This window comes from Caballeronia sp. SL1002 (assembly GCF_057814995.1).
In genome coordinates this window covers 1,203,036-1,217,828 of record NZ_JBYMUW010000005.1, presented here as the reverse complement: position 1 = coordinate 1,217,828, position 14,793 = coordinate 1,203,036, and the positions used below count along the sequence as shown (strand labels likewise).

Annotated in this window: 13 protein-coding genes; all 13 read left to right on the top strand. The window is 63.2% G+C overall.

The annotated features are described in order from the left end of the window. Positions 1-192 precede the first annotated feature (192 nt). The 13 genes from leuC (at position 193) to folC (ending at position 14,777) form a co-directional block, all read left to right on the top strand. Positions 193-1,602: a 3-isopropylmalate dehydratase large subunit gene (gene leuC, locus AC3D25_RS29810; RefSeq protein WP_488892072.1), complete on the top strand. Its 1,410-nt coding sequence runs from the start codon at positions 193-195 to the stop codon at positions 1,600-1,602. 22 nt (positions 1,603-1,624) lie between these two features. Then, positions 1,625-1,747 carry an entericidin A/B family lipoprotein gene (locus AC3D25_RS29805; protein WP_488892071.1) on the top strand — a complete coding sequence of 41 codons (123 nt, stop codon included), beginning with the start codon at positions 1,625-1,627 and terminating at the stop codon, positions 1,745-1,747. 56 nt (positions 1,748-1,803) lie between these two features. Continuing rightward, positions 1,804-2,454: a 3-isopropylmalate dehydratase small subunit gene (gene leuD / locus AC3D25_RS29800; RefSeq protein WP_488892070.1), complete on the top strand. Its 651-nt coding sequence runs from the start codon at positions 1,804-1,806 to the stop codon at positions 2,452-2,454. 29 nt (positions 2,455-2,483) lie between these two features. Next, positions 2,484-3,551: a 3-isopropylmalate dehydrogenase gene (gene leuB, locus AC3D25_RS29795; RefSeq protein ID WP_488892069.1), complete on the top strand. Its 1,068-nt coding sequence runs from the start codon at positions 2,484-2,486 to the stop codon at positions 3,549-3,551. 381 nt (positions 3,552-3,932) lie between these two features. Next, positions 3,933-5,054, top strand: coding sequence for an aspartate-semialdehyde dehydrogenase (gene asd, locus AC3D25_RS29790; RefSeq protein ID WP_488892068.1), 1,122 nt, complete (start codon positions 3,933-3,935; stop codon positions 5,052-5,054). A 151-nt stretch (positions 5,055-5,205) separates the two neighbouring features. Continuing rightward, entirely contained in the window at positions 5,206-7,977 is a 2,772-nt protein-coding gene (locus AC3D25_RS29785) for a motility hub landmark protein FimV (protein WP_488892067.1), read from the top strand. A 1-nt stretch (position 7,978) separates the two neighbouring features. Beyond that, positions 7,979-8,782: a tRNA pseudouridine(38-40) synthase TruA gene (gene truA / locus AC3D25_RS29780; protein WP_488892066.1), complete on the top strand. Its 804-nt coding sequence runs from the start codon at positions 7,979-7,981 to the stop codon at positions 8,780-8,782. 9 nt (positions 8,783-8,791) lie between these two features. Then, positions 8,792-9,454: a phosphoribosylanthranilate isomerase gene (locus tag AC3D25_RS29775; RefSeq protein WP_488892065.1), complete on the top strand. Its 663-nt coding sequence runs from the start codon at positions 8,792-8,794 to the stop codon at positions 9,452-9,454. A gap of 46 nt (positions 9,455-9,500) precedes the next feature. Continuing rightward, entirely contained in the window at positions 9,501-10,694 is a 1,194-nt protein-coding gene (gene trpB / locus AC3D25_RS29770; RefSeq protein ID WP_488892064.1) for a tryptophan synthase subunit beta, read from the top strand. An 11-nt stretch (positions 10,695-10,705) separates the two neighbouring features. Then, positions 10,706-11,590, top strand: coding sequence for a DNA-methyltransferase (locus AC3D25_RS29765; RefSeq protein ID WP_488892063.1), 885 nt, complete (start codon positions 10,706-10,708; stop codon positions 11,588-11,590). 67 nt (positions 11,591-11,657) lie between these two features. Further along, positions 11,658-12,461, top strand: coding sequence for a tryptophan synthase subunit alpha (trpA, locus tag AC3D25_RS29760; protein ID WP_488892062.1), 804 nt, complete (start codon positions 11,658-11,660; stop codon positions 12,459-12,461). 57 nt (positions 12,462-12,518) lie between these two features. Further along, positions 12,519-13,391, top strand: a complete 873-nt coding sequence (gene accD / locus AC3D25_RS29755) for an acetyl-CoA carboxylase, carboxyltransferase subunit beta (protein ID WP_488892061.1) — start codon at positions 12,519-12,521, stop codon at positions 13,389-13,391. 75 nt (positions 13,392-13,466) lie between these two features. Continuing rightward, entirely contained in the window at positions 13,467-14,777 is a 1,311-nt protein-coding gene (gene folC / locus AC3D25_RS29750; RefSeq protein ID WP_488892060.1) for a bifunctional tetrahydrofolate synthase/dihydrofolate synthase, read from the top strand. The last annotated feature ends 16 nt before the right edge of the window (positions 14,778-14,793 follow it).

The window sequence follows — 14,793 nt, the reverse complement described above, 5'->3', positions numbered from 1 at the left end:
TCATGGGCGAACGCTCTTCACGGCCACGCCTGGGCGCCATCCGGGTAGCCCCGATACAGGTAGCGTAACTACCACCCAACTCCCTGTTTTTTATCGGTTTTTATCCCGAAGCGGAACGCAGACGAGAACGCGGCGTGTCATAATCGACCGACACACAGTACCGCCCCCGCAGTCACAACTACACCGCAAACCATGTCACAGACTCTCTACGACAAACTGTGGAATTCGCACGTTGTCCACACGGAAGAAGATGGCACGTCCATCCTCTATATCGACCGTCATTTGCTGCACGAAGTGACCAGTCCGCAGGCGTTCGAAGGACTGAAGCTCGGCCAGCGCCCGGTGTGGCGCATCAGCGCGAATCTGGCGGTGTCCGACCATAACGTGCCGACCACCGACCGTTCGCACGGCATCGCCGACCCCGTTTCGAAGCTGCAGGTGGATACGCTCGACGCGAACTGCGATGCGTTCGGCATCACGCAGTTCAAGATGAACGATCTGCGTCAGGGCATCGTGCATATCATCGGGCCGGAGCAGGGCGCGACGCTGCCGGGCATGACCATCGTCTGCGGCGACTCGCACACGTCCACGCACGGCGCGTTCGGCGCGCTGGCGCATGGTATCGGCACGTCGGAAGTGGAGCACGTGCTGGCAACGCAAACGCTCTTGCAGAAGAAGAGCAAGAACATGCTGGTGAAGGTGGAAGGCGCATTGCCGCGCGGCTGCACGGCGAAAGATATCGTGCTCGCGATCATCGGCAAGATCGGCACGGCGGGCGGCACGGGCTACGCCATCGAGTTCGGCGGCTCGACCATCCGTGCGTTGTCGATGGAAGGCCGCATGACGGTCTGCAACATGGCGATCGAAGCGGGCGCGCGCGCCGGTATGGTCGCGGTGGACGACACCACCATCAATTATCTGAAAGACCGTCCGTATTCGCCGCAAGGCGTCGAATTTCAGCAGGCCGCGCAGTACTGGCGCACGTTCACGTCCGACGCGGGCGCGCAGTTCGATCGCGTGGTCGAGTTGAACGCGGCTGAAATCGTGCCGCAGGTGACGTGGGGCACGTCGCCGGAAATGGTGACCTCAATCGACGGCCGCGTGCCGGACCCGGAACGCGAGAAAGATCCGGTCAAGCGCGATGCTATGGAGCGCGCGCTCCACTACATGGCGCTCACGCCGAATACGCCGATCGAATCCATCAAGCCGGACAAGGTTTTCATCGGCTCGTGTACGAACGCGCGAATCGAAGACCTGCGCGCCGCTGCCTATGTCGTGAAGACGCTCGGCCGCCGCGTCGCGCCGAACATCCGGCTCGCGATGGTCGTGCCGGGTTCGGGCCTCGTGAAGGCGCAGGCAGAACGCGAAGGGCTCGACAAAGTGTTCACGGACGCCGGTTTCCAGTGGCGCGAGCCGGGTTGCTCGATGTGCCTCGCGATGAACGCCGACCGGCTCGATCCGGGCGAGCGTTGCGCATCCACGTCGAACCGCAACTTCGAAGGACGGCAGGGCGCGGGCGGCCGTACGCATCTGGTCAGCCCGGCGATGGCGGCGGCGGCGGCCATCGAAGGCCACTTCGTCGATATCCGCAAGCTCGCTTAACTCCGAACCAACTTATTCCGACATGAAGCGCATCGCAATTCTCTTCGCATCGCTCTTCCTGATCGCCGGCTGCAATACGGTCCACGGCTTCGGCGAGGATCTCCAGCATCTCGGCGGCTCGATCAGCGACAAAGCGGCGAAATAGGTCAGTTCGCAGCCCTCGAAAGGGCTCAACAACGGCTCAAACATCGGTCAGGCATCATGGAAAAATTCATTGTTCATAGCGGGCTCGTGGCGCCGCTCGATCGCGAAAACGTCGATACCGACGCGATCATTCCGAAGCAGTTCCTCAAGTCGATCAAACGCACCGGCTTCGGCCCGAACGCGTTCGACGAGTGGCGTTATCTCGATGTCGGCCAGCCCGGCGAAGACAATTCGAAGCGCCCGCTGAATCCGGATTTCGTGCTGAACCAGGCGCGCTATCAGGGCGCGTCCATCCTGCTCACGCGCAAGAATTTCGGCTGCGGCAGTTCGCGCGAGCACGCGCCGTGGGCGCTGGATCAATACGGCTTTCGCGCGATCATCGCGCCGAGTTTCGCGGATATTTTCTACAACAACTGCTTCAAGAACGGCCTGCTGCCGATTCCCCTCTCGGAGCAGGACGTCGACAAGCTGTTCAACGAAACCTACGCGTTCGTCGGCTACGAACTGACCGTCGATCTCGAACGGCAAGTGGTCCGCACCGGCGACGGCACGGAATACGCGTTCGACGTGCCGGGCTTCCGCAAATTCTGCCTGCTGAACGGTTTCGACGACATCGGCCTCACGCTGCGTCACGCCGATAAAATCCGCCAGTTCGAAGCCGAGCGGCTCGCGAAACAGCCGTGGCTGAACAACCGCCTCGTCGGCTAAATCTCACTGACTCGAAATTGGGACACAACATGAAAATCGCAGTGCTGCCCGGCGACGGCATCGGCCCGGAAATCATCAAGGAAGCGGTCAAGGTGCTGAACGCGCTCGGCGAAAAGTTCGAGATGGAAGAAGCGCCGGTTGGCGGTGCGGGTTACGAGGCGAAAGGTCATCCGTTGCCGGATTCGACGCTCGCGCTGGCGAAGGAATCTGACGCGATCCTGTTCGGCGCGGTCGGCGACTGGAAGTACGATTCGCTCGAACGCGCGCTGCGTCCGGAGCAGGCCATTCTGGGACTGCGCAAGCACTTGCAGTTGTTCGCGAACTTCCGCCCGGCGATCTGCTATCCGCAATTGACGGGTGCGTCGTCGCTGAAGCCGGAAATCGTGTCGGGTCTCGATATCCTGATCGTGCGCGAACTGAACGGCGATATCTATTTCGGCCAGCCGCGCGGCGTGCGTTCGTCGCCGGATGGCTTGTTCGAGGGCGCGAAGGAAGGCTTCGACACCATGCGTTATTCGGAGCCGGAAGTGCGCCGGATCGCGCATGTCGCGTTCCAGGCGGCGCAAAAGCGCCAGAAGAAGCTGACGAGCGTCGACAAAGCCAACGTGCTGGAAACATCGCAGTTCTGGCGCGACGTGATGATCGATGTGTCGAAGGAATATGCGGACGTCGAGTTGTCGCACATGTACGTCGATAACGCGGCGATGCAGTTGGTGAAGGCGCCGAAAGCGTTCGACGTGGTGGTGACCGGCAACATGTTCGGCGACATTCTCTCCGACGAAGCCGCGATGCTGACCGGTTCCATCGGCATGCTTCCGTCGGCATCGCTCGACAAAAACAACAAGGGCCTGTACGAGCCGTCGCACGGTTCGGCGCCGGATATCGCGGGCAAGGGCGTCGCCAACCCGCTCGCCACCATCCTCTCCGCCGCGATGATGCTGCGCTACTCGCTCGGCAAGGCGGAACAGGCCGACCGTATCGAAACGGCGGTCAAGAAAGTGCTCGAACAGGGTTATCGCACGGGCGATATCGCGACGCAGGATGGCAAGGTCGTCGGCACGAAGGAAATGGGCGAAGCGGTTCTAGCGGCGCTTTAAGCAGTAAAGCGCGATTGGCGTCTTTTTCAGGATATCGTCGATCGCGCGGTTTCATCTCTTTTCCTCGCTTATCGCGCACGATCCGCGTCAAATTGGTTTAAACGCGACGCGGGCGCGGCGGAAACAGCGGGTTATCGTGTAGACTCTATTGTTATGGCGCAGATCTCTCAAATCTCTTTGGACTCCATCTCACGCGGCGAAACGGCCCGCGCGACGAGTCTCGCCACGAGCATTAGCGTGTCCGCGCGCTTTGCCGAAATCGTTACGAAAATCTCCCACAAAACGATCACGATTCGCTGATCGTCCGTCGTGTCCGCCCATCTTCCCCGCGCGGCCACGCCGGGTAAAGATGCGGGGAAGCGTCCACTTCAAAGGTTAGTCATGAACGTAGGTCTCGTTGGTTGGCGCGGTATGGTCGGCAGCGTCCTGATGCAACGCATGCAGCAGGAAGGCGATTTCGACCTGATCGAACCGGTGTTTTTCAGCACCAGCAATGCGGGCGGCAATGCGCCGTCGTTCGCGAAAAACGAGACCAAGCTGAAAGATGCGACAAGCATCGACGACCTGAAAAAGTGCGACGCCATCATCACGTGCCAGGGCGGCGACTACACGAACGACGTGTACCCGAAACTGCGCGCGGCCGGCTGGAACGGCTACTGGATCGACGCGGCTTCGTCGCTGCGCATGAAGGACGACGCGGTCATCATCCTCGATCCGGTCAACCTGAACGTCATCAAGGATTCGCTGGTCAAGGGCGGCAAGAACTTCATCGGCGGGAATTGCACGGTGAGCCTGATGCTGATGGCGCTGGGCGGCCTGTTCCGCGAGGATCTCGTCGAATGGACAACCGCCATGACCTATCAGGCCGCATCGGGCGCGGGCGCGCAGAACATGCGCGAACTGCTGAACCAGATGGGCGCGCTGCACGGCGCAGTGAAGGACGAACTCGCGAATCCGTCGTCGGCGATTCTCGATATCGACCGCCGCGTGCTCGCCACGATGAACAGCGACGCAATGCCCACCGCCAACTTCGGCGTGCCGCTCGCCGGCTCGCTGATTCCGTGGATCGACAAGGATCTCGGCAACGGGATGTCGAAGGAAGAGTGGAAGGGCGGCGCCGAAACCAACAAGATTCTCGGTAAACCGGCGATGGGCGAACCCGGCTCGGTGCCGGTGGACGGCCTCTGCGTGCGGATCGGCGCGATGCGCTGCCACTCGCAGGCGCTGACCATCAAGCTGCGTCGCGACGTCCCGCTCGACGAAGTCCACGGCATTCTCGCCTCGGCGAACGACTGGGTGAAGGTCGTGCCGAACGAGCGCGAAGCGTCGATGCGCGATTTGTCGCCGGCAGTCGTCACGGGCACGCTGACGGTGCCGGTCGGCCGTCTGCGCAAGCTCGCGATGGGCGGCGAATATCTGTCGGCGTTCACGGTCGGCGACCAGCTGCTGTGGGGCGCGGCGGAACCGTTGCGCCGTATGCTTCGCATTCTGTTGGACAAGTAAAGTAAACTACGCGCCTAAGACGCGCGGAGTCAAAAGAAGCGTCGCGTTTTTCGCGGCGCTTTTTTGTTTGCGCGGCCGGAAGCAAAATTCCGCAAAAGCTGGTTTTAATTGCTAGTCTCAACGACATAATTACTGACGCACCGGAGCCTCAATGACCGTTCGATCCCGCCGGCCACTCGTTCAACTGTCAGGCAACGCGGCCCGTCTGCGGCGCGCGGCGCTGGTCGCGGCGAGCGTCGCCTGGCTTGCTTTCGGGGCGAACGCGGTCGACGCCCAAGCTCAAGCCGGCGCACAAACCAACGCGGCGGCGACCGCTGCGACGCCGTCGGTGGCGGGCGGCACGCAATACACGGTGAAGCCGGGCCAGTCGCTGAGCGACGTCGCCATCGACATTACCGGGTCGCGCGACCGGGCCGTGCGGGAAAAGATGTCCCGCGCGCTGTTCGACGCCAATCCGAATGCGTTCATGAAAGGCGATCCGAGCAAGATGCGACTCGGCGCCGTGCTGAACGTGCCGGCGGTAGATTTCGGCGCGGGTCCGGCGGCATCGGCGGCGAGCGAGCCTGCGGCGGTTGCGCCTGCGGCTTCGGCCGGTGCTAACGCCATCGCGAGTTCAGCTAATTCAGCTAATCCAGCGACGCCTGTGAATCCAGCGACGCCTGTGGCGAACGCCGCGTCAGCGCCTGGCGGGCCGGCGAGCGCGGGTGCGAATGCTGCGTCGAGCGTGACGGGCGCGCTGGCAGCCGCCGCATCCAGCGCGGCTGACGCCGTTCAGCCGCAGGCGGCATCCGAGCCCGCATCGGTCGCGGCATCGGCGGCGCCCGCACCGGTGACGCCGGCTGCAAGCGCCGCCGCACCAGCCCGCACGCCGGTTCCGGGCGCGTTTCCGGTCGATCGCTTCGCGCTGCTGGCCGTGTTGGCCGCTATCGTCGTTCTGCTGCTGCTGTTCGTCGCGCGCGCTCGCCGGAATCGCCGGGCCGCTGCTGTTGCTGCGGCTGCTCGGCAAACGCGACCGTTCGAGATGCCCGTCATGCCAGCGGCTCCGGCGGCGGGCGCGACGGGCGCCGCCGATCTCGACGCAGCGTCGGTCGGGCGCGAGCAGGGCGAGTTGAACGCGGTGGCGGCGAGTATCGAGAGCTACGACGCCGCGCAGTCGTTCGCGTCCTCGAGTGACGACGAAACGTTCCCCGAATCCGATGAAGCCGCCCGTGCTCGCGGGTCGATCGACGAAGCGCGTATTGAGCCCAATTTCGAGCCGCCGCTTGGTCGCGACGATACGACGACCGCGACAGCGACGGTGGCCGAACCGGCAGCCGTCGCGCCGGCTGGTGTGCGCGAACCGGAGCGCAAGCGTGCGCCGGTGTTCGAGCCGCAGGCGCCTGCGGCTCGCCATCTGAATTTCATGCCGCCGACGAGCGCGCTGGCCGCCGAAGCCGCTGCGCGCGAGGCCGCGGAACGCGAGGCGGAAGCTCGCGAGATCGCTGCGCGTGAAGCGGCTGAGCGGGAGGCACGGGAAGCGGCGGAACGGGCCGCTGCCGAGCAGGCGGCGCGCGAAGCCGCCGCGCGTGAGGCGCAGGAGAAGGCTGAGCGCGAGGCGCGGGACGAGGCTGAGCGTATCGCGCGTGAGGAAGCCGAGCGCGTGGCGAGAGAGACGGCGGAACGTGAAGCCGCGGAGCAGGCGGCGCGGGAGGCGGCTGAGCGCGCGGAGCGCGAGGCACGCGAAGCGGCGGAACGCGAGGCGGCGGAGCAGGCGGCACGGGAAGCTGCGGAACGCGAGGCAGCGGAACAAGCGGAACGAGAAGCGGCAGAGCGCGCCGCAGCCGAACAAGCCGAACGCGAAGCGGCAGAGCGCGCCGCAGCGGAGCAAGCCGAACGCGAAGCAGCAGAACGCGCCGCAGCCGAACAAGCCGAACGCGAAGCAGCCGAACAAGCCGAACGCGAAGCAGCAGAACGCGCCGCAGCCGAACAAGCCGAACGCGAAGCGGCAGAGCGCGCCGCAGCGGAACAAGCCGAACGCGAAGCAGCAGAACGCGCCGCAGCCGAACAAGCCGAACGCGAAGCGGCAGAGCGCGCCGCAGCGGAACAAGCCGAACGCGAAGCAGCAGAACGCGCCGCAGCCGAACAAGCCGAACGCGAAGCAGCAGAACGCGCCGCAGCCGAACAAGCCGAACGCGAAGCAGCAGAACGCGCCGCAGCGGAGCAAGCCGAACGCGAAGCAGCATCCCGAACCGCCGTCTACGCCGATCCAAATCTCCAATCCTACGAATTCCACGACACGCACGGCGACGGCCCTTCACCCGCGCCGAATTTCCCGCAGCCCACGTTCCCGCAAGACGCAATCGACGCGCTTGGCACGCTCAATCTCGGCTTGCCGCCGCGTCACGACGACACCGGAATCGGCGCGCCAGCGCAGGTCGGCTTGTCGAATGGCGGACCGGACTACGGCCCGACGCATCATCCCGGTTCGCGTGTGGTGCCCGCCGAGTACGGCGAGGTGCGCGCCAGCTACGATCCGCTGCCCCTCGCGCCCGAACCCGTCAGGCCGCAGCCCGTCGCGGAGATGGACGTGCTCAAGCGCCAGTCCGAGCCGCAGCACGCCGATGAACCCACAAGCGTCGGCGGTGAAATCGAGCACGGAACGGCCGGGCCGGCGTCAGTGGCGGGCTTGGGCGCATCGCGTTTCGCCCCGCTGAGCCTCGACTTCGATCTCAACCTGCCGAGCCAATCCGAGCCTCTGCCCGCGTTCACGCCCGAGCAACTCGCGACCATCGCGCGGAACAAGCTCGAACTGGCCTCGGAATACATCGAACTCGGGGATCACTTCGGCGCGCGCACACTGCTGCAGGAAGTGATCGATTCGAACGATACCGCGACGCGCCAGCAAGCCGCCGCGTTGCTTTCGACGCTCGCGCCGCTGTCCTGACATGCGGATCGCGTTAGGCATTCAGTACGACGGATCGGCGTTTTGCGGCTGGCAAACGCAGTTGCACGGCAAGACGGTGCAGGACGAACTGGAACGCGCGCTGGCCGAATTCGGCCAGACGCGCCTGCAGACGGTCGTCGCCGGGCGCACGGACACCGGCGTGCATGCGCTCGGGCAGGTCGTCCATTTCGATACCGACCTCGATCGCACCGATTTTTCGTGGATTCGCGGCACGAACGCGTTCCTGCCGGCGACTATCTCGGTGCAATGGGCGAAGCCGATGCCCGACGATTTCCACGCTCGTTTCAGCGCGTTCGAGCGCACCTATCACTACGCGCTCTACGTCAATCCCGTGCGTTCGCCGATGACCACCGGCCGCGCCGGATGGGTTCATACGCCGCTCGATGTCGACGCGATGCGCGACGCTACTAGCGTGTTGATCGGAGAACACGACTTTTCGTCGTTTCGCGCGGCCGGTTGCCAGTCCAAAACGCCGATCAAACATCTGTACCAGATCGATGTGCGCGAGCAGGGCAATTTCGTCCACTTCAGGTTTCGCGGCAACGCGTTTCTGCACCACATGGTCCGCAATCTGATGGGATGTTTCGTCGCGATCGGGCGGCATCGCCATCCTTCGTCGTGGATGGCCGACGTGCTGGCCGCGCGGGATCGGCGGATCGCTGCACCTACATTCATGCCGGACGGGCTTTATCTCGCCGATGTCGGCTATCCTGAAAACTTCGCGGTTCCCGCGCCGCAGCTCGGCAGTTCGCCGTGGAGCGCGGTCTGGGCAGACTCGAAATGACGCAAAGACATGGCAAATAATCACCGCACGCGCATCAAGCTGTGCGGGCTCTCGCGGCCCGAGGACGTGCAGCACGCGGTCGAACTGGGCGCGGACGCGGTCGGTTTTGTGTTCTATCCGCCGAGCCCGCGTGCGGTCAGCGTCGAGCAAGCGGTCGAATTGATGCGTCATGTGCCGCCGCTCGTGTCGGCGGTCGGTTTATTCGTCAACGCAACACCGGAATGGATTCGCGAAGTCACGTCAGCCGTGCGGCTCTCGCTGCTTCAGTTCCACGGCGACGAATCGCCCGCCGATTGCGCGGCGCTCGCGTCCGAGGCCCGTGTGCCTTACTGGCGCGCGCTGCGCGTGGGGGCTGATACGCGAGCGGCCGATTTGGTAGAATCATCTCTAAATTATTCGGCAGCCAATGGCCTCTTGCTCGACGCACTTGTCGACGGCTACGGCGGCGGCGGGAAGGTATTCGATTGGTCACTTATTCCAACAGATCTCGGGCATCGGGCCGTTTTGAGTGGTGGGTTGAACGCTCAAAACGTCCTTGACGCAATCCATCGCGTGCGCCCCTACGCGGTCGATGTCTCTAGCGGCATCGAAGTAGCGGGTGCAAAGGGCGTGAAAGATCACGCCCGGATGTCGGCGTTCGTGCGCGCGGTGCGCGAAGCGGATGCTGGATGAATGGAACGCGGCAGCGCCTGCTGCCGCGACACCGAGAGAGTGACACATGTACAACTTACCAGACGATAAAGGCCATTTCGGCCAATTTGGCGGCGTGTTCGTCTCCGAAACGCTGATCCACGCGCTCGACGAATTGCGCGAAGCCTACGATGTAGCGCGACAGGATCCCGAGTTCATCGCGGAATACGGGTACGAACTGAAACATTACGTCGGTCGGCCGTCGCCGATTTATCACGCTAAACGCTGGAGCCAGATGCTCGGCGGCGCGCAGATTTATCTCAAGCGCGAAGACCTGAATCACACCGGTGCTCACAAGGTCAACAACGTGATCGGCCAGGCGCTGCTTGCGCGCAAGATGGGCAAGCCGCGCGTGATCGCGGAAACCGGCGCCGGGCAGCACGGCGTGGCAACGGCGACAATCGCCGCGCGTTTCGGCATGGAATGCGTGGTTTATATGGGTTCCGAGGACGTGCGTCGTCAGGCGGCGAACGTTTATCGCATGAAGTTACTTGGCGCGACGGTCGTGCCGGTCGAATCCGGCTCGAAAACGCTGAAAGACGCGTTGAATGAAGCGATGCGCGACTGGGTTACGAACGTCGAAGACACGTTCTACATCATCGGCACGGTTGCCGGCCCGCATCCTTACCCGATGATGGTGCGCGACTTTCAGCGCGTGATCGGCGATGAATGCCGCGTTCAGATGCCGGAAATGACCGGGCGTCAACCCGATGCGGTGATCGCGTGCGTTGGCGGCGGATCGAATGCGATGGGCATCTTTTACCCGTATATCGAAGATAAAGAGGTCCGACTGATCGGCGTGGAAGCGGCGGGTGACGGCATCGAGACCGGGCGTCATGCGGCCTCGCTGATTGGCGGCAGTCCGGGCGTGCTGCACGGTAACCGCACGTATCTGCTGCAGGACGAGAACGGGCAGATCATCGAGACGCATTCGGTTTCGGCGGGCCTCGATTATCCGGGCGTCGGTCCCGAGCACGCCTGGCTCAAGGACGCGGGCCGCGCGGAATATGTCGGTATCACCGACGAAGAAGCGCTCAAGGCGTTCCACGATTGCTGCCGGATCGAGGGGATCATTCCTGCGCTCGAATCGAGTCACGCGCTCGCGTACGGCGCGAAGCTCGCGCAGACGCTGCCGAAAGACAAGGTGCTGCTCGTGAACCTCTCGGGTCGCGGCGACAAGGACATGCATACGGTCGCCGAGCGATCGGGCATTCAGTTCTGAGCCCGCGGACGATGCGCGACGCGTTCGACAAGTTGATCCTGACCGAGACCGAGGCCGCTGTGCGGCCCGGTATCGACTTGCGCAACCGCGATTTTCTCGCCGATGCAGCGACCATTCCGGACGGTTCGATCGATTTGATCGTGGCCGATCCGCCTTATGGGCTGGGCAAGAATTACGGAAACGACTCCGACATGCTTTCGGGCGAGGCCTTCCTCGACTGGACGTATGGCTGGCTCGATCTCGCCATTCCGAAGCTCAAGCCGAGCGGCTCGCTGTATATCTTTTGCACCTGGCAATATTCGCCGGAACTGTTCGTGTTCCTCAAGCGCCGCCTGCTGATGATCAACGAGATCGTCTGGGATCGTCGCGTGCCGAGTATGGGCGGAACGACGCGTAAATTTACGTCAGTACACGATAACATCGGCTATTTCGCGGTATCGAAGGATTATTACTTCGATCTCGATCCCGTACGCATCCCCTACGACGCGGTCACGAAGAAAGCGCGGTCGCGCAAGCTGTTCGAAGGCAGCAAGTGGCTGGAGATGGGCTATAACCCGAAAGACGTCTGGTCGGTCTCGCGGCTGCACCGCCAGCACGCCGAACGGGTCGATCATCCGACGCAAAAGCCGCTGGAAATCGTCGAGCGGATGGTGCTTGCGAGTTGTCCGCCGGGCGGCCGCGTGCTCGATCCGTTCATGGGCAGCGGCACGACGGCTGTCGCGTGCGCGCGCCAGGGGCGGCAGTTTATCGGTCATGAAATCAATCCCGACTACTGCGCCATCGCGGAAAAGCGCGTGAGCGAGGCTAAGCCGGTGCGGCTTGCGCCCCACACGGCGGACATAACCGCCCCGGCGGAAATCCTCAGCACCGACGCAGCCACCGAAGCAACAGAATAGCCAAGCTACCGCAATTTAACGCTAAAGAATGCTAAAAGCGCGTAATTGCGCGCAAAGAGAAACTTTCATGTCGCGAATCAAGCAGACTTTCGAAGCATTGGCCCAGCAGGGCAAGAAGGGTTTGATCCCGTTCATCACGGCGGGCGACCCGAATCCGGAGCAGACCGTCGAGTTCATGCATGCGCTCGCGCGCGGCGGCGCGGACGTGATCGAGTTGGGCGTGCCGTTTTCCGATCCCATGGCCGACGGTCCGGTCATCCAGCGTTCGTCGGAACGTGCGCTCGCGCGCGGCGTCACGCTGCGCAGCGTTCTCGCCGACGTGAAGCGTTTCCGCGAAACCGGTGGCACAACGCCGGTTGTCCTGATGGGCTACGCCAATCCGATCGAGCGAATGGGCGCAAGCGCTTTCGCCGATGCCGCGAAAGCGGCGGGTGTCGACGGCGTTCTGGTTGTGGATTACCCGCCCGAGGAGTCGGTGGAATTCGGGCGGATCATGCAGGACGCGGGCATCGATCCGATCTTCCTGCTCGCGCCGACTTCGACCAATGAGCGCATCGCGGCGGTCGGCAAGGTGGCAAGCGGCTACGTGTATTACGTGTCGCTGAAAGGCGTAACCGGTTCGGCTAATCTGGACGTAGACAGCATCGCGAGTAAAATCCCGGCCATCAAGTCGCATGTGAAGCTGCCGGTCGGCGTGGGTTTCGGCATCCGTGACGCCCAAACGGCGCGCGCCGTGGCCGAAGTTTCGGACGCGGTCGTGATCGGCAGCCGGCTCGTGCAACTGCTCGAAGAAGCCGCGCCGGATCAGGCCGCTGACGCGCTGACGCGCTTTATCGCAGAGATTCGTACCGCGTTGGATTCTGCAAAATAACCGTGAGAAGCGCGGCGTTCGCGCCGCGCGTGTCCCAGAACGACAGGAAGGAACAAGATGAGCTGGCTCGACAAACTACTGCCGCCGAAGATCAAGCAAACCGATCCGAAAAGCCGCAAGGGCATTCCCGAAGGCCTGTGGATCAAGTGTCCGGCGTGTGAGGCCGTGCTGTATCGCAACGACGTCGAGGCGAACCTGCACGTGTGCCCGAAGTGCAGCCATCACATGCGTATCGGCGCGCGCGAACGGCTCGACAGCCTGCTCGATCCCGAAGGCCGCTACGAGATCGGCCAGGAAGTTCTGCCGGTCGATGCCCTGAAGTTCAAGGACAGCCGCAAATATCCGGATCGCCTGAAAGAGGCGATGGAAGACACCGACGAAACCGACGCGATGGTCGTCATGGGCGGCGCGATCCATACGCTGCCGGTAGTGGTCGCATGCTTCGAATTCTCGTTCATGGGCGGCTCGATGGGCTCGGTCGTCGGCGAGCGTTTCGTGCGCGGCGCGCGCAACGCGATCGAGCAGAACGTGCCGTTCATCTGCTTCACGGCGTCGGGCGGCGCGCGGATGCAGGAAAGTCTGCTTTCGCTGATGCAAATGGCAAAAACCACGGCCATGCTGACCAAGCTGGCCGAAGCCAAGCTGCCGTTCATTTCCGTCCTCACCGATCCGACAATGGGCGGCGTTTCCGCTAGTTTCGCGTTTTTGGGCGATGTCGTGATCGCCGAGCCGAAGGCGTTGATCGGCTTTGCCGGGCCGCGCGTGATCGAGCAGACGGTGCGCGAAAAGTTGCCGGAAGGTTTCCAGCGCGCCGAATTCCTGATGCAGAAGGGCGCGATCGACATGATCGTGGATCGGCGCAAGATGCGTGAGGAAATTGCCCAGTTGATGGCGCTCCTGACCCGCCAGCCTGCCGATTCGGTCGCCTGACGCTTCGATTTTTCCCGCGCCGCGCGCGAACCCGCCAGGTTCCGCGCGGCGTTTTGCTTTCCGGTAGCTCGCAAAATGACCACTTTTTCCACCCTCGATACATGGCTCGCGCACCTCGAAACCGCGCATCCGGTCGGTATCGACATGGGTTTGACCCGCATCGGCCGCGTTAAAGACGCGCTCGGCCTGCATTTCGACTGCCCCGTGATCACCGTCGGCGGCACGAACGGCAAAGGTTCGACTTGCGCGATTCTTGAGACGATTCTCGTGCGCGCCGGGTATCGGGTCGGCTGTCACACGTCGCCGCACATGCTGGCGTTCAATGAGCGCGCGCGGCTGAACGGCGTCGAGGCGACCGATGCCGAGTTGCTCGAACATTTTGAGGCGGTGGAAGAAGCGCGCACGCGATCCGGCGAGCCGGTTTCACTGACCTATTTCGAGTTCACGACGCTCGCGATCATGCGTTTGTTCGCCTCGCGCGGACTCGACGCGGTGATTCTGGAGGTCGGTTTGGGCGGGCGTCTGGACGCGGTGAATATTGTCGATACCGATTGCGCGATCGTCACGAGCATCGATATCGACCACACGGCTTACCTCGGCGATACGCGCGAGAAGATCGGCCGTGAAAAAGCGGGCATCTTCCGCGCGGGAAAACCGGCGATCATCGGCGATCCGTCGCCGCCGCAGACGCTGATCGACTACGCGGGCGAGATCGGCGCGGATCTTTGGCTGGTCGGCCGCGATTTTCGCTATGAGGCGCAGGCGGGCAACGAGCGTCAGCAATGGAGCTATATCGGCCGCGCGCAACGGCGTTCCGCGCTGGCCTATCCGGCGCTGCGCGGCGCGAACCAGTTGATCAACACCTCGGCCGCGCTGGCCGCGCTCGAAGCGTTGCGCGAGCGCATTCCGGTGTCGGCGCAGGATATTCGACTTGGCCTCGCAAACGTCGAACTTCCCGGTCGTTTTCAGGTGCTGCCGGGCAAGCCGCAGATCATTCTCGACGTCGCGCACAATCCTCACGCCGCCGCTGTTCTTGCACAGAATCTGAGCAATATGGGCTTTTTTCCATACACGTATGCGGTTTTCGGCGCGATGGCCGATAAAGACGTGGAAGGCATCGTCGGGCATCTCAAGGGTGAAATCGACCACTGGAACGTGACCGATTTGCCGACAGCGCGTGCCGCGCAACCGGCCGTGCTCGCCGAAGCGTTACGCGAAGCGGGCGTCAACGACGGCCCGGACAGCAGCGTTAAGCAATTCGCGACGCCCGCCGACGCTTTTCAAGATGCGTTAAGCCGAGCGTCCGAAAATGATAGAATTTTGATCTTCGGCAGTTTCTATACGGTGGCGGGCGTGATCGCCTTCCGTAAATCGCAGCATCACTGAGACGCCTCGCCGTCAA

Coding starts and splice junctions, on each gene's coding strand:
- leuC (WP_488892072.1), top strand. CDS start 193: ATGTCACAGACTCTCTACGACAAACTGTGGAATTCGCACGTTGTCCAC.
- AC3D25_RS29805 (WP_488892071.1), top strand. CDS start 1,625: ATGAAGCGCATCGCAATTCTCTTCGCATCGCTCTTCCTGATCGCCGGC.
- leuD (WP_488892070.1), top strand. CDS start 1,804: ATGGAAAAATTCATTGTTCATAGCGGGCTCGTGGCGCCGCTCGATCGC.
- leuB (WP_488892069.1), top strand. CDS start 2,484: ATGAAAATCGCAGTGCTGCCCGGCGACGGCATCGGCCCGGAAATCATC.
- asd (WP_488892068.1), top strand. CDS start 3,933: ATGAACGTAGGTCTCGTTGGTTGGCGCGGTATGGTCGGCAGCGTCCTG.
- AC3D25_RS29785 (WP_488892067.1), top strand. CDS start 5,206: ATGACCGTTCGATCCCGCCGGCCACTCGTTCAACTGTCAGGCAACGCG.
- truA (WP_488892066.1), top strand. CDS start 7,979: ATGCGGATCGCGTTAGGCATTCAGTACGACGGATCGGCGTTTTGCGGC.
- AC3D25_RS29775 (WP_488892065.1), top strand. CDS start 8,792: ATGGCAAATAATCACCGCACGCGCATCAAGCTGTGCGGGCTCTCGCGG.
- trpB (WP_488892064.1), top strand. CDS start 9,501: ATGTACAACTTACCAGACGATAAAGGCCATTTCGGCCAATTTGGCGGC.
- AC3D25_RS29765 (WP_488892063.1), top strand. CDS start 10,706: ATGCGCGACGCGTTCGACAAGTTGATCCTGACCGAGACCGAGGCCGCT.
- trpA (WP_488892062.1), top strand. CDS start 11,658: ATGTCGCGAATCAAGCAGACTTTCGAAGCATTGGCCCAGCAGGGCAAG.
- accD (WP_488892061.1), top strand. CDS start 12,519: ATGAGCTGGCTCGACAAACTACTGCCGCCGAAGATCAAGCAAACCGAT.
- folC (WP_488892060.1), top strand. CDS start 13,467: ATGACCACTTTTTCCACCCTCGATACATGGCTCGCGCACCTCGAAACC.